The organism is Microbacterium oxydans (assembly GCF_000956405.1).
Lineage (GTDB): Bacteria > Actinomycetota > Actinomycetes > Actinomycetales > Microbacteriaceae > Microbacterium > Microbacterium oxydans_C.
Genome location: NZ_JYIV01000030.1, coordinates 378,346 through 397,712 on the forward strand (window position 1 = coordinate 378,346; position 19,367 = coordinate 397,712).

The window sequence follows — 19,367 nt, forward strand, 5'->3', positions numbered from 1 at the left end:
ATGTCCGAGGCCCAGGGGAGAATGGTCGCATGGGACACGGTGATGGCAGTGGGCGGATCGTGTCCGCCGCCGACGCCGACGATTCCGGTACGCGGATCCTCCATGTCGACATGGATGCGTTCTATGCCGCCGTCGAGGTGCTGGACGACCCCTCGCTCCGTGGGCTGCCTCTGATCATCGGAGCGCCGGACGGTCGATCTGTGGTGTCGAGCGCGTCCTACGAGGCGAGACGCTACGGAGTGCGGGCAGCCATGCCGGTGTCTCAGGCCATGCGTCTGTGCCCGACCGCGCGCATCGTCCCGCCGCACTTCCATCGCTATCAGGCGGTCTCGCGACAGGTGATGGCGATCTTCGAGTCGTTCACGCCGTTGGTCGAGCCGCTGTCGGTGGATGAGGCGTTCCTCGATGTGCAGGGAGTGCGTCGGCTCTGGGGCAGCCCTGCGCGCATCGCCGAACTCATCCGGGAACGTGTTCTCGACGAGGTGGGGATCACGTGCAGCGTGGGGGTGGCGGCGACCAAGCACGTCGCCAAGATGGCCTCGACGATCTCCAAGCCCGATGGGATGCTCGTCGTCGCAGCGAAGGACACTCTCGACTTCCTTGCACCGCGCCCGGTCCGCGCCATGTGGGGCGTCGGCCCGAAAGCAGCGGAGGCTCTGGAGGCACGCGGCATCCGCACGGTGCAGGACGTCCGTGATGCGCCGCGCGGGATGGTCGAACGTGCCGTGGGCCCCGCCCTCAGCGCCCGTCTCGGCGAGCTCGCCAGGGGTGGGGATCCACGGGCGGTGCACACGGAGCGAGTGGAGAAGAGTGTCGGCCACGAGGAGACTTTCGAGCACGACATCCTCGACCGACCATTCCTGCGGGCCGAGCTGCTGCGGCTCGCCGATCGGGTCGCTGCGCGGCTCCGACGTGCGGAGTGGGAGACGTCGACGGTCGCCATCAAGATCCGCTTCGACGACTTCCGCACGGTGAATCGCTCCCAGACCTTGAGCGAGCCCACCGCGGTGGGTCAACGCATCGGCGAGGCCGCGCAGTCGCTGTTCGAGCAGATCGACCGGCGCGACCCCGTCAGGCTGGTGGGTGTTCGCGCCGAGAACCTGCGTCCTGCCGGCGGCGGTGGCCTGGCGCTCTGGGATGACGATGAGGACTGGCGCAGAGTCGAGGGCGCCGTCGACGAAGCCGTGGCCCGGTTCGGTACGGCGACGATCAGTCGCGCTCGGCATATCGGTCGTGGTGACGGCCGAGGAGCCGCTCAGCACCCGAAAGCCCACGGGGTGGATTGATCCCACGCCCGCGCAGTTCCTGGACTAGCGTGGGGGTATGCCGAACATTGCACTGGAACTCGGAAAGAACGCTGCGTCCTTCGGGGTGAAGAGCGCGTACGGAGAACCGCAGGACGTCGGTGGCGTGAGCATCACTCCGGTGGCGTTCACATACTCGGGCTTCGGTGGGGGCAGCGGAGACGGCGGCGAGGGTGGCGGCGGTGGAGGTGTCTCCGTCCCGGTCGGCGTGTACGTGCGTCGCGAGGAGGGACTGCGCTTCGAGCCGAACATCGTCACGCTGCTCGTGGTCGCCGTCCCGTTCGTCTGGGTCACCGGACGCGCACTCACTCGCATCATCCGTGCCCTCAAGAAGTGACGATCCGGTCGCGGTCGCGCTCGAGCACGCCGCGGCGCTGATCGAGCAGGACGTCCGCGCCGTCGCAGCTGCGAACCCTGTGGTTCTCATCGACGGTGGCAGCGGGGCCGGCAAGTCCACGCTTGCCTCTTTGCTGGTGAGACGGTGGCCCGTCGTCGGGCACGTGCAGCTCATCGCCCTGGATTCCCTCTATCCGGGCTGGGATGGCCTCGACGGAGGCGTGGAGCGCGCCCGCGAGTGGATCCTCGGGCCGCACGGACGCGGCTACATCGGCACCTGGCGTCGCTGGGATTGGCAGGCACAGGCGGAGGCGGAGAGTCACGCCGTCGACCCCTCCCTCGGAGTGATCGTCGAGGGCAGCGGCATCCTTCGCCCCTCGACGGCGGGTCTCGCGGACGTCCGAGTCTGGGTGGAGTCGGCGGAGAGCTCGCGGAAGGCGCGCGCTCTCGCTCGCGACGGCGACACCTATCGTCCCCACTGGGACCGCTGGGCAGCACAGGAACGCCGTCACGTCGAGAGGGACGATCCTCGCTCCCTGGCCACGCGCATCGTCGAAGTGCCCTGACTATTCACCCGCTTCGGCTTCGTCTGCCGCCTGGATGAGAAGTTCCAGGCGATAGCCCAGCCAGTCGTACACATCGTGACGGCCGTCTGATGTGGTGTGCTCGTCCGACGTGATGCCCAGACGATCAGCGATCACGAGACGGAGGGCTGCCACTGTGCGGAGCCACGCGTCGAGTTCGCCCGCGGTGATCACGATGTCGCGAGTGCGGACGGCACCTGCATCCATGAGCTCTGCAGCGGGGTCCGACACCTTCTGAAGCGACGCTCGCATCCGACGCGCGTCGGCGAGTCGCCGATCGAGCAGATCGTCGCGAGTGCTCCCTGCGAAGTCGGCAGCGGCGTGCGGGTCACCGGGGTACGGGTTGGGCGTCAGGCGGTCGACGGCCGGATCCCCGACGTTCCGTGACTCTTCGATGAGTTCGAGGAAGTCGTCCACGAGCTGTGCCAGGTGGAGCTCCTCGATGACACTGATCGTGACGATGATGTGGTCGGCGGTCACGAGGACGACTTCCGCACTGTCGCCCAGAGGCCGTAGTCGTGCATCGCCTGGGCGTGGACCTCCATGGTCTCTCGAGGCCCCGTGGCGACGATCGCGTGCCCGTCGTGATGCACGGCGAGCATGAGCGTCGTCGCGCGATCGAGGGAGTAGCCGAAGTACGTCCGGAAGACGCGGACGACGTAGCTCATGAGGTTGACGGGGTCGTTCCAGACGACGACCTCCCATGGTTCGAGTGGCGCCGCGCTGAGGCCTGTCACCTCCTCGAGGTCAGGCACCGTCGCAGGTATCGTCATGCCCAGCCCATCTCGTGCAGCTGCGCATCATCGATGCCGTAGAAGTGCGCGATCTCATGCACCAGGGTCGTGTGGATCTCGTCGCGGAGTTCTTGCTCCGTCTCGCACTGGGCAAGATGCGGTTCGCGGTAGACGACGATTCGATCGGGAAGCTCGCCCATCCCGTACTGAGTCCGCTCCGTCAGCGCCAGTCCGTCATAGAGACCGAGCAGATCGAGGCTGCCGTCCTCGGGGCGGTCCTCCACGACGAACACCACGTTGTCGAGCCCTTCGACCATGTCGTCGGGGAGCAGATCGAGCTCGTCGATCACGAGCTCTTCGAAGGCGGCTGCATCCATGTCCATCCCCTCCAGCCTAGGGGCGGCAGCGCTCAGTGGAGCAGAACGAGAATCGCGGCGACCACGATGAAGAGGCCGCCGAAGACGGTGTTGAGCACTCTCTGTCCGCGGACGGTCCGTGTGAGACGACGGAACGGGCGTGCGGCGGCCGCGAAGAATCCCCACATCACGATCACGTCGACCACGATCACGGTCGCGATGAGCGTGAGGTACTGGGGGAGCGGGGGCTGATCGAGTCTGACGAACTGGGGGATGAAGGCCAGGAAGAACACGATCGCCTTGGGATTGAGCAGGTTGACCCAGAATCCGCGACGGATCATCGACCACGGATTCTCCCGGGAGTCGACCGGAACAGGTGCGTCCTCGATCGCCACGGTCGGCTTCGTGAGGATCAGACGGAGGCCGAGGAACACCAAGTAGGCCGCGCCGGCATAGCGGATGCCGTTGAAGAGGATCTCCGAGCGGGAGACGAGGAGCCCGACCCCCGCGGCGACGACCGCCACATGGACGATCAGGGCGATCTGTTGGCCGACGATTCCCCAGATGGAACGACGCCACCCCTGATTCATCGCATTCGACATCGTGTTGATCGCGCCGGCTCCCGGCGTGAAGCTGATGACGACGGAAGCAGTCAGCAACGAGAACCAGACCGCGAGCGACACGTCGTCAGTCTAGGGCTTCGCAGGGTCGCTCTTGTTCGAGCCGCAGACGCGAAGAAGGCCCGAACCTTGCGATTCGGGCCTTCTTCTGGAGGGTGAGTAACGGGACTCGAACCCGCGACATCCGGCACCACAAGCCAGCGCTCTACCAGCTGAGCTATACCCACCATGTGCCCACCGGAGCGGGCAACCATACGAGTCTATTACATGTTCGGAGTGAACTCTGACACCGTACGCGAAGCGATCTCCCGCGCCTCGTCGCTGGACGGACCAGGCTCATCGACGAAGACGGCCCCGCGGTAGTACCGGAGCTCCCTGATCGACTCCAGGATGTCAGCGAGAGCACGATGACCGCCGTCCTTCGAGGGCGCCTGGAAGAACACCCGCGGGTACCAACGGCGCGACAGCTCCTTGATGCTCGACACGTCGACGTTGCGGTAGTGCAGCCACTGGTCGACCTGCGGCATGTACTTCGCCAGGAACATCCGGTCGGTGCCGATCGTGTTGCCCGCAAGAGGAGCCTTGCGCTCGAGGGGAACGAACCGTTTGATGTAGGCGAGGGTCTGTGCTTCCGCCTCTTCGAGCGAAAGCCCGCCTGCGATCTCGTCGATGAGCCCCGACGTCTCGTGCATGTTCGTGACGAAGTCGTTCATGTGCTTGAGGGCGGCTTCGCTTGCACGGATCACCACCTGGAACCCTGGATCGACAGGGTTGAGTTCGAAGTCGGTGATGACGACCGCGATCTCCACGAGTTCGTCGACTGCGAGATCGAGGCCCGTCATCTCGCAGTCGATCCATACGAGACGGTCGTTCTCGGACGCAGATACCATGTCGCCATCCTATCGACGGTCCCGACATTCCCGGCCGGAGTGCGCTTCGTGAACGGCGGGCAGGAGCGCGATATTGTAGATGCGTGCGCCTCCGTAGCTCAGGGGATAGAGCAGGAGCCTTCTAATCTCTTGGTCGCAGGTTCGAATCCTGCCGGGGGCACTTCACAACATCAGACTCTGTCGAGGGCCCGTGGCCTTGGGTGGCGCCTATCGCGCCTTCGTCAGGACGAGCGCAGAGCAGCGATCGCGTCGTCGACTCGCCAGAACTCGCCGATGACGCGGAAAACGCCCGTCGCGAGGTGCAGCCGCTCGGCGCGGTATCGCAGCCCCAGGGGATCGGCGACGATCCGGAGATGCCCGAGGATGTGATCGCGCTGATCCTGCACCCTCCAGAGGTGGTCGGCAGCGCGGACCAGGTGCTCCCGCGCGGAGGAGAGTCGAGGAGTCGCGAACGGGAGGTCGGGCAGGGAGGTGGTCAGGTGGTCGGACATCGGTGCTCCTTTCATGGTTCGAAGATATGACCGACCACCGACATTCGCGCCCGCACGTTCCTCCGCTGCCACCGGGGTTTTCTCTCCACACACTTCGCGTTCCGCAATCCATCCACCGATCGCGCATTTTCGGCGCCCGCGTCCCGACGCTCCCGCGCAGGCTTGACGAGACCGGAAGAGATCCGGCGATCGAGAGGACACGAACATGATCGACACCTTGACCATCGTGGGGAGGGTCGCCACCGACCCGACGCAGGCGCAGACCGGGGGAGGCGTCCCGGTCACCAACTTCCGGCTCGCCAGCACGCACCGTCGCTTCGATGCCGCGACGCAGACGTGGTCCGACTCAGGGACGAACTGGTACTCCGTGGCGGCTTTCCGCCACCTCGGCGAGAACGCCAAGGCATCGCTGCGCACCGGCGACAGCGTCATCGTCACGGGACGTCTCAGGATCCGCAACTGGGAGAGCAACGGGAAGCACGGCACCAGCGTCGACATCGAGGCCGATGCCATCGGACACGACCTTCGGTGGGGGACCACGGCGTATCGCCCGCAGTCGCGTCCGCAGACCAGCGCACCCGACGCGTCGACCGGATCATCGGATGCGCGTGCCGTCGAGGACGACGTCGACGCGCGGGGCCCGGAGACCTACTCATCCGCATTCGCACTCTCCTGGTCGGCACCGGACGTGGAGGTGGCCGGGAGCGCGTGACGCCGCGCTGCCCTGGGGTGGCACGGCGGCGCGCGGGGGTGGACGCGATGACGCGGGCGCGATCACAAGGCGACGTAGACTCGGCACGTGCTTCGTCGATCGGTCTTCCCTCCGCCGCGCGCAGCCGGCACGCTCGCTGCCGCCGCTGCCATCGCCGTAGTGCTCTCAGGCTGCACGCCGACCGCGACCCCGTCTCCTTCGAACTCCGTCTCCGCTTCGCCGGACGCGGAACCGACGGCACCCGCTGGTCCTGTCCTCGTGCCCGACGGCAGCGCCGACGACAACCTTCCACTCTTCACCGCTATCGCCGACGGCGTCTGGGCGACCGATCAGCGCGGCGAAGGGCGGGCATACATCGATGCGCTGATCGGCGCAGGATTCGATCGCGATTCGATGCAGGTGACCCAGGACCAGACCACGGTGGGCAATCCGGTGGAAAGTCTGCAGTTCTCGGTGCGCTGGGGGAGCGACGAATGCCTCGTGGGCCAGGTCGGCCCTTCCACCGGCCAGGTCGTGACGGCCGTCCTCCCGCAACTCGCCGAGGGTCGCTGTCTCGTCGGCACCACACGACCGATCGACTGGTGAGATCCCAGGGGGCCGGTAGGCTGGAGTGTCGATCTTCGACGCCAACAGAAGGAGCGGTTTTCGGTGGCTGAGTACATCTACTCGATGGTTCGTGCGCGCAAGGCGGTGGGCGAGAAGCTCATCCTCGACGACGTGACCATGGCGTTCCTCCCCGGGGCCAAGATCGGCATGGTCGGTCCGAACGGCGCGGGTAAGTCGACCATCCTCAAGATCATGGCGGGTCTCGACACTCCGTCGAATGGCGAGGCGAAGCTCTCTCCGGGCTTCACCGTCGGCATCCTGATGCAGGAGCCCGAACTCGACGAGTCCAAGACCGTGCTGGAGAACATCCAGGACGGCATCGCGATCAAGGCGAAGCTCGACCGGTTCAACGAGATCTCCGCGCTGATGGCCGATCCCGATGCGGACTTCGACGCACTCCTCGCGGAGATGGGCTCTCTTCAGGAGGAGATCGACGCCGCCGACGGCTGGGACCTCGACTCGCAGCTCGAGCAGGCCATGGACGCTCTCCGCACTCCTCCCGGCGACGCGGCGATCGCACCCCTCTCTGGAGGAGAGAAGCGACGCGTGGCGCTGGCGAAGCTGCTCCTCCAGAAGCCCGATCTACTGCTTCTGGACGAGCCGACCAACCACCTCGACGCCGAGAGCGTGCTCTGGCTCGAGCAGCACCTCCAGGCGTACAAGGGTGCCGTCATCGCGATCACCCACGACCGGTACTTCCTCGACCACGTGGCCGAGTGGATCGCCGAGGTCGACCGCGGCCGCCTGATCGGCTACGAGGGCAACTACTCGACGTACCTGGAGAAGAAGGGCGAACGCCTCGAGATCCAGGGCAAGAAGGATGCCAAGCTCGCCAAGCGCCTCAAGGAGGAGCTCGAGTGGGTCCGGTCGAGCGCGAAGGGCCGTCAGACCAAGTCGAAGGCGCGTCTCGCCCGGTACGAGGAGATGGCGTCCGAGGCGGAGCGGACCAAGAAGCTCGACTTCGAAGAGATCCAGATTCCTGCGGGCCCGCGTCTCGGAAGCGTGGTCATCGAGGCCAAGAACCTGAAGAAGGGCTTCGACGGTCGCTCGCTCATCGACGGACTCAGCTTCAGCCTGCCGCCGAACGGCATCGTCGGTGTCATCGGCCCGAACGGCGTGGGAAAGACGACGCTGTTCAAGACCATCGTCGGCCTCGAGCCGCTCGACGGCGGAGATCTGAAGATCGGTGAGACGGTCAAGATCAGCTACGTGGACCAGTCCCGCTCCAACATCGACCCGAACAAGACGCTGTGGGAGGTCGTCTCGGACGGCCTCGACTACATCACCGTCGGCAAGACGGAGATCCCCTCCCGTGCCTACGTGTCGAAATTCGGTTTCAAGGGCCCGGACCAGCAGAAGAAGGCCGGCGTGCTCTCCGGTGGTGAGCGCAACCGCCTCAACCTCGCGCTGACCCTCAAGGAGGGTGGCAACCTGCTTCTTCTCGACGAGCCCACGAACGACCTCGACGTCGAGACGCTGAGCTCCCTCGAGAACGCGCTGCTCGAGTTCCCCGGCTGCGCCGTGGTGATCACCCACGACCGGTGGTTCCTCGACCGCATCGCCACGCACATCCTCGCCTACGAGGGAACCGACGAGAAGCCGGACCAGTGGTATTGGTTCGAGGGCAACTTCGAGGCCTACGAGGAGAACAAGATCGAGCGTCTCGGGGCCGATGCCGCCAAGCCGCATCGTTCGACCCACCGCAAGCTGACTCGCGACTGACGACCGCATGACCACGACGCCGGGGCCCCGCCTGCACATCCCGATCCAGCTCCGTTGGGGCGATCTGGATGCCTTCAACCACGTCAACAACACCTCGATGCTGAAACTGCTCGAGGAGGCTCGCGTGCGAGCGTTCTGGCGTGCGGGCCCCGGCGAAGAGGCTCCGTCGACGGCGGTGCTCGACTCGGGCATCGACGAGGGGATCCTCACGCTGATCGCTCGCCAGGAGATCGAGTACCTCGCGCCCGTGCCCTACCAGCGGCGACCGCTCGAAGTGCAGATGTGGTTCGGCAAACTCGGTGGCTCCAGCGTCGAAGTCTGCTACGAAGTGCACAACGACCCGACGGCGGAACCTCGGCAGATCTATGCGCGGTCGACGGCGATCATCGTCCTCGTCGACGCGCAGACCGGCCGCCCGACCCGGCTCACGCAGGAGATGCGCGACGTCTGGGAGCCGTACGTCGGCGAATCGATCGAGTACACCCACCGCTGATTCCGGCCGCGACCCCTGTCGCAGCGCGCCTCGACCGAAGAGCCGCCCGCTCGTCAAGCCAGCTGGGCCAGTCGAGCCCGACAGACGCGTCGGCCCTGGTGTCAGCCCTGATCGTCGGGGACGCGGATCATGATCTCCTGGGCGACGCTCGCCACGAACTCGCCATCGCGGGTGAAGATCCGGCCCGTGGCGAGTCCCCGTCCGCCGCGTGCGTTCGGCGACTCCTGCACGTACAGCAGCCACTCGTCCACCCGCGCCGGCCGATGCCACCACATCGCGTGATCGAGGCTCGCGACCTTGAGCCCAGGAAGCGCCCAGTAGACCCCGTGAGCCCGAAGGATCGACTCCTGGATCGTCATGTCGCTGAGGTAGGCGAGAGCGGCGCGATGCAGGCGCTGGTCGTCAGGGAGCGGAGCTCGCAGGCGCATCCACACGGCCTGCTGCGGTGCACGCTCGTCGTCGCTCGGCAGATATAGCGGAGAGTCGACATGACGGACGTCCGCAGCTCGCTCGCTCAGCATCCGCACCGTTCCCCCGGGGAGGCCCTGAACGCGGTCCTCGTCGGGCGCCAGCTCCTCAGGGGCGGGAACGCCTTCCGGCATCGATGCCGCATGTTCGACACCGGGGTCCGCGTCCTGGAATGAGGCGATCATCGAGAAGATCGGCACACCGTTCTGGTACGCCTGGGCACGGCGCGTCGAGAAGGAGCGTCCGTCATGGATGCGGTCGACCGAGATCGTGAGGCCCTGGCTCGCATCACCGGGCCGCAGGAAGTAGCCGTGCATCGAGTGCGCGGCCCGGTCCTCCGGGAGCGTGCGTTCAGCGGCGAGGAGCGCCTGAGCGAGAACCTGTCCGCCGTAGATCCGTCCGCTCGGCATCGGGTGCGACGACCCGGTGAAGATGTCCTCCGTAGTCCGGGCCTGCGTCGAATCGAGATCGAGCACCTCGAGCAGACTCTCGACGGTCCGGATGGCGTGCTCGTCCGTGCTCATCTGTTCCTCTCCGCGCCCCGAGGCGCCGCTCCGTTGGTAGTTTAGAACGCGTGCCGCATCACCTCCTCCTCGCCGACCCGGACACAGCGAAGGACGTTCTGACGTTCGTGGGACGCGCGACACGGATCACGGACGAGGGCGTGCGGCTCCAGGCGGCTGACGGGGTGCTCGCCCTCACGACGGCAGCGCTGGCTCCCCACGGACTGTTCGATCAGACACCGACGATTCTCGCGATGCGGATCGTTCATGCCGACCCCGAGCTCGAGTGCGATGTCGTGGTCGTCCAGCTCACCCAGACCGACGAGCCGCGACAGCTCGGCCTTCCGGAGACAGGGCTCTCGCCTGCCTGGGCGGGCGTCGCACCGCCCCGAGGCGCCTGGGAGCCCTTGGCTGTGCTCGACGCCTCCACGATCGCGCAGCGCGCGCAATGGGGCATCTCCGCCGTCGCCCGCGGCGCAGCCCCCGGCTCCGGTGAAGAGGCCGTCCGTGCGCTGCGTGCGGCGATCTGGGGCGAGCCCGACGCCGACCTCGAAGGCCTGCCCCGGGGGATCGCGTTCGCTGCCGATGCGATGGGATTCATCTCCGGCGAGGAGCAGGTGCGGGTATCGAAGTCGGGGCGTTGGACACGCCTTGCCTTCCGGCGCGGTCATGTGCTCTCTCGAGGACCCGTCGCCTCGGGACTCACGAGCGTCCGCGACACCGGCTCGGCAGGCTGAGATATCCGGGGGACCGGCGAGGCCAACCGGAGCGCCACGATCTTGCTCACCAGGGCGCTTGTGCCACCCAGGATGAGCACGAGCCCGAGAGCGTCCAGCAGGGGGAACAGCCAGAGGTCGATCACCCAGTACTGCCAGTCGACGGACCCCCCGAGCAGCGCCGGCAACAGCGGGACGAACAACCCGGCGACGATGACGAGTACGAACGGAATGAGCCTGGCGCCGACCCGTGACCGACCAGCTCCCTGCCTTCGCTTCGCCCACCGCGGCGCCCTCAGCGTCGTGACGAGCAGAACGATCGCCGCGAATGCCGTCGCCGCCAGGAGAATCCCATTGACGACATCGAGCGGATTCTCGAACGTCGCCGCGATCGCGCCGCCTTCGATCAAGTACTGCACCAGCTCGCCGGGGGAGCCGACCCCGTTCGTCAGCACCACGGCTGCGATCCCCGTGGAGGTGTCGAAGGCCATCGACCCGCCGAACGTCGCCAGAGTGCCCCCGTGCGACAGGATGTCAGCCGCGGGTTCTCCATCTGGTCCGCGGTTCTGCCAGCCCAGGGCATACGACACGGCGCCCGGTTGCACGGAATGCAGCTCCTTCCGCAGAGCCGGATCCAGGATCACCGCGCCGACGTCGCCTTGGTTGAAGCGCAGCCACCGCACCATGTCGGAAAGAGTCGAGACCACACCGCCGTTCCCACCGCACCGGCCCGGCATCTCCGGCATGACGTAGGCGACCCCGAGCACCACGGAGAACCCGGGTGCGAGCCCGTCGACACGCTGATCACAGGCGTCGACGCTTCGGGAATCGAGCATTCCCAGGGGGACGAAGAGCCTCTGACGGAGGAACGCGTCCAGGCTCTGCCCGGACACGACCTCGACGATGCGCGCCGCCAGCGAGAAGTTCGTGTTGTGGTACTCGAACCGAGCTCCCGGTTCCGCGGCCAGTCGTCGTCCTGTGAGTTCTGACACCACCGCGCGCGTGCTCCGCGGCGCAGGCAGCGAGAACTCGTCGTTCGTCTGCAGGGACAATCCCGACGTATGAGACAAGAGCTGCCTGATCGTGATGTCTCGATGCCTCGGATCGATCATCGTGAACTCGGGGAGCCGCTCCACGACGCGGTCATCGAGCGCCAGCGCCCCATCCTGTACCAGGATCATGATCGCCGTCGCCGTGATCGACTTGCTCATCGACGCGATGCGGAACGGCGTCTGCGGAGTGATCGGGTCGCCCGCTCCGTCACGGCCGTGCACGATCACGTCGACGTCACCGTCCGAGATGACTGCCGCTGCGACTCCGGGCGTCGCGAACGCGTCGGCATAGGTCTCGACCGCGCGTTCGGACCCTGTTGACTCATGGGAAGCGGAGGCGGAGAGCGTACCGCCGAGGATCGATGCGGTGAAGAGACTGAGGATGCAGAGGATGCGCACGAGCCCACAGTAGGGAGCAGCACGCGACGATTCGAGGCCAGCCGACGCCGCTTCGGGTTACCCCGAACAAGCAGGATGGCTGCCCCGAGGAGGATCACCCGGAAAGCCCGGGGCTGATATCACCCCCCGAGTGCTGCAGCCCGCCCGGCGGTGCGACCCGAGAACAGACACCCACCGAGGAAGGTGCCCTCGAGTGCTCGGTAGCCGTGCACACCGCCACCACCGAACCCACTCGCTTCGCCGGCAGCGTAGAGTCCGGGAATCGGCTCTCCGACCGCGCTCAGCGCGCGCCCTTGGAGGTCGGTGTTGATCCCTCCGAGCGACTTGCGTGTGAGAACGTGCAGCTTCACGGCGACGAGCGGCCCCGCCGCAGGATCCTGCAGACGGTGCGGAGCCGCGGTCCGGATGAGCTTGTCACCGCGGTAGCTGCGCATAGAACGAAGCATGCCGATCTGCGCGTCCTTCGTGAAGTCGTTCTCCATCTCGCGGTCGCGGGCGATCACCTCGCGCCGCACGTTGTCGATGTCCAGCACCTCGCCGCCGGGGTGCTTCTGCATCTGCTCCAGCAGCGAATCGAGGTCGTTCTCCACGATGAAGTCCTCACCCTCGTCGAGGAATGCCTGCACCGGCCCGGTGGGGCCCTTCGCCAGGCGGGACTTCAGCAGGAGGCTCACGTCCTTCCCGGTGAGGTCGGGGTTCTGCTCGCTTCCGGAGAGGGCGAACTCCTTCTCGACGATCTGGCGCGACGTGACGAACCAGGAGTGGTCGTGCCCGGTCGTGCGCAGATGAGCGAGAGTTCCGAGAGTGTCGAATCCGGGGAAGAGCGGTACGGGAAGGCGGGCGCCGGTAGCGTCGAACCAGAGCGAGGACGGCCCCGGGAGGATGCGGATCCCGTGCGACGGCCACACCGGATCCCAGTTGGCGATGCCTTCGACGTAGTGCCACATCCGGTCGCCGTTGATCAGTCTGGCACCGGCGGCTTCGCTCACACCGTGCATCGAGCCGTCGACGTACGCAGGGACGCCGGTGAGCATGTGCTCCGGTGCAGTGCCGAGGCGCGCGGGCCAAGCGGCGCGTACAAGGTCGTGGTTTCCACCGATGCCGCCCGAGGAAACGATGGTCGCGGCCGCTGCGATCTCGAAATCGTCGATGACCTCGCGCGATGAAGGCTCACCACGCTTCGACCCGCTCGTCGCGAGGATCTGCCCGCGTGCCCCGGTGACGGTTCCGTCGGTCACCAGCAGCTCGGACACCCGGTGGCGGGGGAGAACGGTCAGACGCCCCTCACGCTCGCCTTGCTCCACCGCTGCGGCGAATGGCGCGACGATTCCCGGGCCGGTGCCCCACGTGATATGGAAGCGGGGCACGGAGTTGCCAGGTCCGATAGCGCCGTATCCGCCGCGCTCCGCCCAACCCACGACAGGGAAGAAACCGACCCCACGTTCACGGAGCCACGCGCGCTTCTCCCCGGCGGCGAACTGCAGGTATGCCTCGGCCCATCGCCGGGGCCACTCATCTTCCGGTCGATCGAAGCCGGCGTTGCCCAACCAGTCCTGGGTCGCCAGTTCCAACGAGTCCTTGATGCCGAGGCGCCGCTGCTCGGGGGAGTCGATGAAGAACAGCCCTCCGAACGACCACCAGGCCTGCCCACCGAGGTTCGTGCGCGGTTCCTGATCTACCAGGATGACGCGCCGCCCGGCATCGAGCGCCTCGGCAGCGGCGACCAGGCCGGCCAACCCCCATCCGATCACCAGGACGTCTGCAGACAGGGGCTTTTTCGTCATGGGGTCTCCGTTGATTCCTGACGTGAGCGGGTCTCGAGCGTGGGTCGGCCGCCGGGTCCGGCGCCGATCCCGGAAGGTTCGCGTGTGTTCACCATGGCATAGGCCGCGCGCTCCAGGTAGTCCCACAGCGTCGTTTCGTGCAGGGGAGACAACTGCGCCTCGTCGAGCGCGGTGCGCATGTGACGAAGCCAACGGTCCCGCGCGTCCGCGTCGATGTGGAACGGCATGTGCCGCACGCGCAGCCGCGGGTGCCCGCGGGTCTCGCCGTACGTCGTCGGACCGCCCCAGTACTGCTCGAGGAACATCCGGAGCCGGTCCTCGGCGGGACCGAGATCCTCTTCCGGGTACATCGGCTTCATCACCGGGTCGAGCGCGACCTCGCGGTAGAACACGGACACGATCTTCTGGAAGGTCTCGTGACCGCCGATCTCGTCGTAGAAGGTCACTTCTGGGTGCTCCCGTCGTCGTTCGGCTTCTTCCGGCGCCAGATGCCCCGATCAGGGACGATGGGCACGCCGGTCACGGCGTTCGGCCGGGTCTTGGGTGGATTCGCGCCGCGGACCCGCCGCGCACCGTCGAGTCCCGTCGGCACCACATCGACCATACGGGGCACTCCGATCTCCTTCTCGAGGAGGGCAGCACGCAGGCGGCGACGCAGCTCCTGCGCGACGTCGTCCTTGGCATTGGCGCGGGCCTTGATGACGATGCGCACCACGAGCGCGTCTCCGTCGATCGACTCCAGCCCCCACAGCTCGGGCTTCTCGATGATGCGGGTGCGCCACTTCGGGTCCTTCGACAGCCCCTGCGCGGTCTCGAGCATGATGTGCTCGACCTGTTCGAGGTCGGAGTCTGCCGGCACGCCGATGTCGATGATGGAGCGCGCCCACCCCTGCGACATGTTGCCGATGCGCGTGACCTCGCCGTTTCGCACGTACCAGAGGGTGCCGTTGACGTCACGAACCTGGGTGATGCGCACGCTCACGTACTCGACCACACCACTCGCGAGACCGAGATCGACCACGTCGCCGATGCCGATCTGATCCTCGGCGACGAGGAACATGCCGTTGAGGACGTCCTTGACGATGTTCTGCGCGCCGAAACCGAGGCCCGCACCGACTGCCGCGGTCAGCAGCGTCAGGGAACCGAGCAGACTGTTGTCGATCGCGTTCACGATCAGCACGATCGCGATCACGACCAGCATCACGTTCACGATGTTCTGCAGGATCGTGCCGAGCGTGCGCGTGCGTTGCACCAGGCGCATGTCGGCCAGCGGGGAGCGCTCGAGTGCCTGGGTGTCATCGACCGATGCCTTGTTCTTCGCGCTGTCGACGATCCGGTGCACCACGCGTCGGATGACGAGCCGCAGGACGAGCCCTATCGCGATGCAGCTGACGATGATGATGGCGACAGCGAGTGCCTTCATACCGACCTCGCCGAGCCAGGCGAGGAGCGCCTGCACTCCTTCAGGGAGGGGCGTCTCCGCGGGAGGTTCCGTGACAGTGGAGGGAAGAATCATCACCCACGATCCTAGCGAGCGGGCCTCTGTGCGGGCTGGGTGGGCTGCCGCGTCAAAACGGAGACCATCCGGCCCGATCGCGGCGTGTCATGGGTGGACACGCGGGGATCGGAGCGGATGGTCTCCGTTATCGCAGATGCGCGGGGTCAGTCCTCGGCGTCGCGAGCCTGCGCGGCCAGGGCACGCTCGACATCGGCGAGGTTCTCGAGCACGAGGCGTCGCAGAGCCGGGGCGACGTCCTGGTGCGCCGAGAGCCACCCACGCGTCGCATCGCGCAGAGCGGTGTCAGCCAGTGCCGTCGGGAACAGCCCCACGATGAGGTACTGCGCGATCTGGTAGGTCCGCGACTCCCAGATCGGCATGAGCATGTCGAAGTACGCCGGGACGAACTGCTCGAGCACCGCAGCCCCTGCCGGGTGGGTGAACCCGAGCGCAGCGGAACGCACGATCGTGTTCGGGGCGTCATCGCGCTCGATCAGCGACGCCCACGCGGCCTTCTTGGAGGCGGCGTCAGGCAGGGACGCACGTGCCTGGGCGGCGAACTCCCCGCCCTTGGCGGTGTTGTCTGCGGCGAGAGCAGCGTCGATGGTCGCGGCGTCCGTCGCGCCGATCGTGGCGAGACCCACGAGCAGCTGCCAGTTCAGGTCGGCGTCGATCTCCAGGCCCGGGAGCGTGTCCTCACCGGAACGCAGGCGTCCGACGATGCCCGCGTGCTCCGGAGTGACCAGCGCGTTGGCGAAGGCCGTGACGAACTGCAACTGGCTGTCGCTGCCGGGTTCGGCCGACTCGGCGAGGTTCCACAGTCCGTCCGCCACCTTGAGGCGCGCAGCCTCGCGGTCGGCGGGCGCCACGTAGAGGTTCGCCGCGGTGCGCAACTGCGCGAGCGTGGTGCGGACCGTGGTCGACTCGGTCTCGCGCCCGATGTTGCCGAGCACGAGGTCGAGGTACTCGGAGGCGCCGGTCTCGGCGTCGCGGGTCTGGTCCCACGCCGCGCCCCAGACGAGCGAGCGGGCGAGGGGGTCGTGGATGTCGGCGAGATGCGCGATCGCGGTGGCCAAGGACTTCTCGTCGAGGCGGATCTTCGCGTACGCGAGGTCGTTGTCGTTGAGGAGCACCAGGTCGGGGCGGGCGAGGCCCTGCAGCTCCGGGATCTCGGTCCGGTCGCCGTCGACGTCGACCTCGAGGTAGTGCGTGCGGGTGAGCGAGCCGTCCGTCAGCGTGTAGAAGCCGATGCCGAGGCGGTGTGGACGGATGGTCGGGTAGTCCGCGGGAGCGGTCTGCGTGATCGCGAAGCGCGAGATCGTGCCGTCGTGGCCCTCGGCGATGACGGGCTCGAGCGTGTTCACGCCGGCCGTCTCCAACCACTTCTTGGACCACGTGCTCAGGTCGCGGCCGCTGGTGGCCTCGAGCTCGGACAGCAGGTCGCTGAGCTCGGTGTTTCCCCAGGAGTGCTTCTGGAAGTACTGCGAGACACCCGAGAAGAACGCCTCGATGCCGACCCACGCGGCCAGCTGCTTCAGGACGGAGCCACCCTTGGCGTAGGTGATCCCATCGAAGTTCACCTGCACGTCTTCGAGGTCGTTGATCTCAGCGACGATCGGGTGCGTCGAGGGGAGCTGGTCCTGGCGGTAGGCCCAGGTCTTCTCCATGGCGTTGAAGGTGGTCCACGCCTCGGTCCACTCGGTGGCTTCCGCCGTGGCGATGGTCGAAGCCCACTCGGCGAACGACTCGTTCAGCCAGAGGTCGTTCCACCACTTCATGGTGACGAGGTCGCCGAACCACATGTGGGCCAGCTCGTGCAGGATCGTGACGACGCGACGCTCCTTGACGGCGTCGGTGACCTTGCTGCGGAAGACGTAGGTCTCGGTGAAGGTGACCGCTCCCGCGTTCTCCATGGCGCCGGCGTTGAACTCCGGTACGAAGAGCTGGTCGTACTTCGCGAAGGGGTACGGAACGCCGAACTTCGATTCGAAGTAGGCGAAGCCCTCACGGGTCTTGTCGAAGATGTAGTCCGCGTCGAGATGCTGCCACAGGCTCTTGCGGCCGTATACCCCGAGCGGGATGACACGACCGGAAGCGCTCGTCAACTCCGAGAAGGTCGACTCGTACGGGCCTGCGACGAGGGCCGTGATGTAGGAGGAGATTCGCGGCGTCGGCTCGAAGCCCCACGTGGCGATGGCGTCGTCGTCGTGCACGATCGGCTCGGGCGTGGGGGAGTTGGAGACGACCTTCCACGCAGCCGGCGCCGTCACGGTGAACTGGAACGTCGCCTTGAGGTCGGGCTGCTCGAAGACGGCGAACACCCGGCGCGAGTCGGGCACCTCGAACTGCGAGTACAGGTAGACCTCGCCGTCCACGGGGTCGACGAAACGGTGCAGTCCCTCCCCGGTGTTCGTGTACTCGCAGTCGGCGTCGACGACGAGGACGTTCTCCGCCTGCAGCCCCTCGAGCGTGATTCGCGAGTCTGCGAAGACCCTGTCCGGGTCGAGCTGCTCGCCGTTGAGGGAGATCTCTCGCACTTCGCGAGCGATCAGGTCGATGAAGGTGAAGCTCCCGGGCGTTGCGGTGAAGCGCACCACGCTTCGAGAGCCGAAGACCTCGGCGCCCTTGGTCAGATCGAGGGCGACTTCGTAGGACTGCGTGTCGATGACGTCGCGGCGCTCCTGCGCTTCGATACGGGTGAGGTTCTCTCCAGGCACAGCTGTACTCCCAGGGGTGAGGGGATGTCACCGGGGCTGGGCGCAGTTGGCGCCGACGGCAACCATGACAGCCTACGCCAGTGCGAGGAATGCCCCTTCGCAATCGCGGTGCAGTGAATGAGCATAGAAACGGCGCACAGGCGAACTCCGGTGGTCTGCGGAGGTGGGAGGATGGACGGGTGACTGCGATCGAGCCGAATGTCGTTCCCTTTGCTTCGCCTGCTGCCTCGGGCGGTGCCCCCTTCGTGACCACACCGGTCGCCTATGACGCGATCCTGCTCGCCGGCTTCGGCGGGCCGGAGGGTCAGGAGGATGTGATCCCGTTCCTCAGGAATGTGACTCGCGGACGTGGCATCCCCGACGAGCGGCTCGAGGAGGTCGCGCACCACTACCGCCACTTCGGCGGGGTGAGCCCGATCAACGGCCAGAACCGCGTTCTCAAAGAGGCGCTGGAGCACGCTCTCGCCGAGCGTGGGATCACGCTCCCCGTCTACTGGGGCAACCGCAACTGGGCGCCCTACCTGGAAGAGGTCGTGACCGAGGCGTCGGCCAACGGGCACAACACGCTCCTGGCTTTCGCCACGAGTGCCTACAGTTCGTTCTCCAGCTGCCGCCAGTATCGCGAGGACTTCGCCCGCATCCTGGAGGAGACCGGGCTGGGTGAGACCGTCACGATCGACAAGATCCGCCCCTTCTACGATCACCCCGGCTTCGTGGAGGCGTTCGAGACGGGTGTCCGTGAGGCCATCGAGGGCTTCCTCGCGGAGGGCGTCGCCGCTGCGGACATCCAGATCCTCTTCTCGACGCACAGCATCCCCACGGCCGATGCAGAGCGCTCAGGCGCCCGCGACATCGAGTGGGGTGAGGGCGGTGCCTATGCCGCACAGCATCTGGCTGTCGCCGCGTGGGTCATGGACCGCGTCCGCCAGACCATTCCGGCGGCTGCTGACGTCTCATGGGAGCTCGTCTACCAGTCCCGCTCCGGTCCCGCCTCGCAGCCGTGGCTCGAGCCCGATGTCTGCGACGTGATCGGCGAACTGCCCGAGCGTGGACGCAAGGCCGTCGCGGTCGTTCCGGTGGGATTCATGAGCGACCACATGGAGGTGCTGTGGGACCTCGACACTGAGGCGGCCGAAGCCGCGGAGGAAGCGGGACTCTCGTTCACACGCACCCCCACACCGGGTGTGTCGCCGACGTTCGTCGCGGGCATCGTGGATCTGATCGAGGAGCGCCTCCAGGGTCGCCCGAACAAGGAGCGCGCTCACGTGACCTCCCTCCCCGGCGGGTTTGACGTGTGCCGCCCCGGCTGCTGCGAGAACATCCGTGCGGGCTTCAAGCCGGCCGCCGCGGGTGTTGCCCCGTGACCTCTCGGTGACCCGCGC

21 protein-coding genes and 2 tRNA genes are annotated in these 19,367 nt (G+C 66.8%); 10 read left to right on the forward strand and 13 right to left on the reverse strand.

The window, feature by feature from the left end:
• Positions 1-29 precede the first annotated feature (29 nt).
• The 3 genes from dinB to RN51_RS17165 are packed head-to-tail and all read left to right on the forward strand — an operon-like array spanning position 30 to position 2,206.
• The gene (gene dinB, locus RN51_RS17155; protein WP_045265236.1) at positions 30-1,286 is read left to right on the forward strand and encodes a DNA polymerase IV; all 1,257 of its coding nucleotides are present in this window, start codon (positions 30-32) and stop codon (positions 1,284-1,286) included.
• 37 nt (positions 1,287-1,323) lie between these two features.
• Positions 1,324-1,641, forward strand: coding sequence for a hypothetical protein (locus RN51_RS17160; RefSeq protein ID WP_045265237.1), 318 nt, complete (start codon positions 1,324-1,326; stop codon positions 1,639-1,641).
• Positions 1,625-2,206, forward strand: coding sequence for a hypothetical protein (locus RN51_RS17165; protein WP_082066639.1), 582 nt, complete (start codon positions 1,625-1,627; stop codon positions 2,204-2,206). The genes RN51_RS17160 and RN51_RS17165 overlap by 17 nt, the downstream gene beginning before the upstream one ends.
• Here the strand turns inward: RN51_RS17165 and RN51_RS17170 are convergent, their stop codons facing one another.
• The 6 genes from RN51_RS17170 to orn form a co-directional block, all read right to left on the reverse strand.
• Positions 2,207-2,704, reverse strand: coding sequence for a DUF2017 family protein (locus RN51_RS17170; RefSeq protein WP_045265238.1), 498 nt, complete (start codon positions 2,702-2,704; stop codon positions 2,207-2,209). It abuts the gene before it with no gap.
• Positions 2,701-2,997: an ATP-dependent Clp protease adapter ClpS gene (gene clpS / locus RN51_RS17175; protein WP_045265239.1), complete on the reverse strand. Its 297-nt coding sequence runs from the start codon at positions 2,995-2,997 to the stop codon at positions 2,701-2,703. Before clpS ends, RN51_RS17170 begins: the two co-directional genes overlap by 4 nt.
• Positions 2,994-3,341, reverse strand: a complete 348-nt coding sequence (locus RN51_RS17180; protein WP_045265240.1) for a metallopeptidase family protein — start codon at positions 3,339-3,341, stop codon at positions 2,994-2,996. Before RN51_RS17180 ends, clpS begins: the two co-directional genes overlap by 4 nt.
• Before the next feature lie 26 nt (positions 3,342-3,367).
• Positions 3,368-3,997: a LysE family transporter gene (locus tag RN51_RS17185; RefSeq protein WP_045265241.1), complete on the reverse strand. Its 630-nt coding sequence runs from the start codon at positions 3,995-3,997 to the stop codon at positions 3,368-3,370.
• Between the two features lie 90 nt (positions 3,998-4,087).
• Positions 4,088-4,162: transfer RNA gene (locus RN51_RS17190), tRNA-His, on the reverse strand.
• A 35-nt stretch (positions 4,163-4,197) separates the two neighbouring features.
• Positions 4,198-4,824: an oligoribonuclease gene (gene orn / locus RN51_RS17195; protein ID WP_045265242.1), complete on the reverse strand. Its 627-nt coding sequence runs from the start codon at positions 4,822-4,824 to the stop codon at positions 4,198-4,200.
• A gap of 87 nt (positions 4,825-4,911) precedes the next feature.
• On the opposite strand from orn, the gene RN51_RS17200 reads away from it, so the two are divergent.
• A tRNA-Arg gene (locus RN51_RS17200) sits at positions 4,912-4,984 on the forward strand.
• 61 nt (positions 4,985-5,045) lie between these two features.
• Here the strand turns inward: RN51_RS17200 and RN51_RS17205 are convergent.
• Positions 5,046-5,315 (reverse strand): hypothetical protein, encoded by a 270-nt coding sequence (locus RN51_RS17205; protein WP_052674762.1) that lies wholly within the window; start codon positions 5,313-5,315, stop codon positions 5,046-5,048.
• A 205-nt stretch (positions 5,316-5,520) separates the two neighbouring features.
• Between RN51_RS17205 and RN51_RS17210 the strand changes: the two genes are divergently transcribed.
• The 4 genes from RN51_RS17210 to RN51_RS17225 all read left to right on the forward strand — a co-directional run bounded on the left by RN51_RS17210 (position 5,521) and on the right by RN51_RS17225 (position 8,848).
• On the forward strand, positions 5,521-6,027 hold the full coding sequence (locus RN51_RS17210; RefSeq protein ID WP_052674763.1) for a single-stranded DNA-binding protein: 507 nt from the start codon (positions 5,521-5,523) through the stop codon (positions 6,025-6,027).
• Between the two features lie 87 nt (positions 6,028-6,114).
• A complete protein-coding gene (locus tag RN51_RS17215) occupies positions 6,115-6,612 on the forward strand; it encodes a DUF6993 domain-containing protein (protein WP_045265243.1) in 498 nt (165 codons plus the stop codon).
• 63 nt (positions 6,613-6,675) lie between these two features.
• On the forward strand, positions 6,676-8,355 hold the full coding sequence (gene ettA, locus RN51_RS17220; protein WP_045265244.1) for an energy-dependent translational throttle protein EttA: 1,680 nt from the start codon (positions 6,676-6,678) through the stop codon (positions 8,353-8,355).
• Between the two features lie 7 nt (positions 8,356-8,362).
• A complete protein-coding gene (locus RN51_RS17225) occupies positions 8,363-8,848 on the forward strand; it encodes an acyl-CoA thioesterase (protein ID WP_045265245.1) in 486 nt (161 codons plus the stop codon).
• A gap of 101 nt (positions 8,849-8,949) precedes the next feature.
• Here the strand turns inward: RN51_RS17225 and RN51_RS17230 are convergent, their stop codons facing one another.
• Positions 8,950-9,840 carry an acyl-CoA thioesterase gene (locus tag RN51_RS17230; RefSeq protein ID WP_045265246.1) on the reverse strand — a complete coding sequence of 297 codons (891 nt, stop codon included), beginning with the start codon at positions 9,838-9,840 and terminating at the stop codon, positions 8,950-8,952.
• Positions 9,841-9,890: 50 nt separating this feature from the next.
• Here RN51_RS17230 and RN51_RS17235 point away from each other — a divergent pair, with 50 nt between their 5' ends.
• Complete coding sequence (locus tag RN51_RS17235) at positions 9,891-10,556, forward strand: hypothetical protein (protein ID WP_045265247.1); 666 nt, start codon at positions 9,891-9,893, stop codon at positions 10,554-10,556.
• Here the strand turns inward: RN51_RS17235 and RN51_RS17240 are convergent.
• The 5 genes from RN51_RS17240 to pepN all read right to left on the reverse strand — a co-directional run bounded on the left by RN51_RS17240 (position 10,487) and on the right by pepN (position 17,985).
• Positions 10,487-11,986: a serine hydrolase domain-containing protein gene (locus RN51_RS17240; RefSeq protein WP_082066640.1), complete on the reverse strand. Its 1,500-nt coding sequence runs from the start codon at positions 11,984-11,986 to the stop codon at positions 10,487-10,489. The genes RN51_RS17235 and RN51_RS17240 overlap by 70 nt on opposite strands.
• Positions 11,987-12,105: 119 nt before the next feature.
• Positions 12,106-13,770, reverse strand: coding sequence for an FAD-binding dehydrogenase (locus tag RN51_RS17245; RefSeq protein WP_045265248.1), 1,665 nt, complete (start codon positions 13,768-13,770; stop codon positions 12,106-12,108).
• Positions 13,767-14,216 carry a globin gene (locus tag RN51_RS17250; RefSeq protein WP_045265249.1) on the reverse strand — a complete coding sequence of 150 codons (450 nt, stop codon included), beginning with the start codon at positions 14,214-14,216 and terminating at the stop codon, positions 13,767-13,769. Before RN51_RS17250 ends, RN51_RS17245 begins: the two co-directional genes overlap by 4 nt.
• Positions 14,213-15,286, reverse strand: a complete 1,074-nt coding sequence (locus RN51_RS17255) for a mechanosensitive ion channel family protein (RefSeq protein WP_045265250.1) — start codon at positions 15,284-15,286, stop codon at positions 14,213-14,215. Before RN51_RS17255 ends, RN51_RS17250 begins: the two co-directional genes overlap by 4 nt.
• Before the next feature lie 146 nt (positions 15,287-15,432).
• Positions 15,433-17,985, reverse strand: a complete 2,553-nt coding sequence (pepN, locus tag RN51_RS17260) for an aminopeptidase N (protein ID WP_045265251.1) — start codon at positions 17,983-17,985, stop codon at positions 15,433-15,435.
• Between the two features lie 179 nt (positions 17,986-18,164).
• On the opposite strand from pepN, the gene RN51_RS17265 reads away from it, so the two are divergent.
• Positions 18,165-19,349 (forward strand): ferrochelatase, encoded by a 1,185-nt coding sequence (locus RN51_RS17265; protein ID WP_052674764.1) that lies wholly within the window; start codon positions 18,165-18,167, stop codon positions 19,347-19,349.
• The last annotated feature ends 18 nt before the right edge of the window (positions 19,350-19,367 follow it).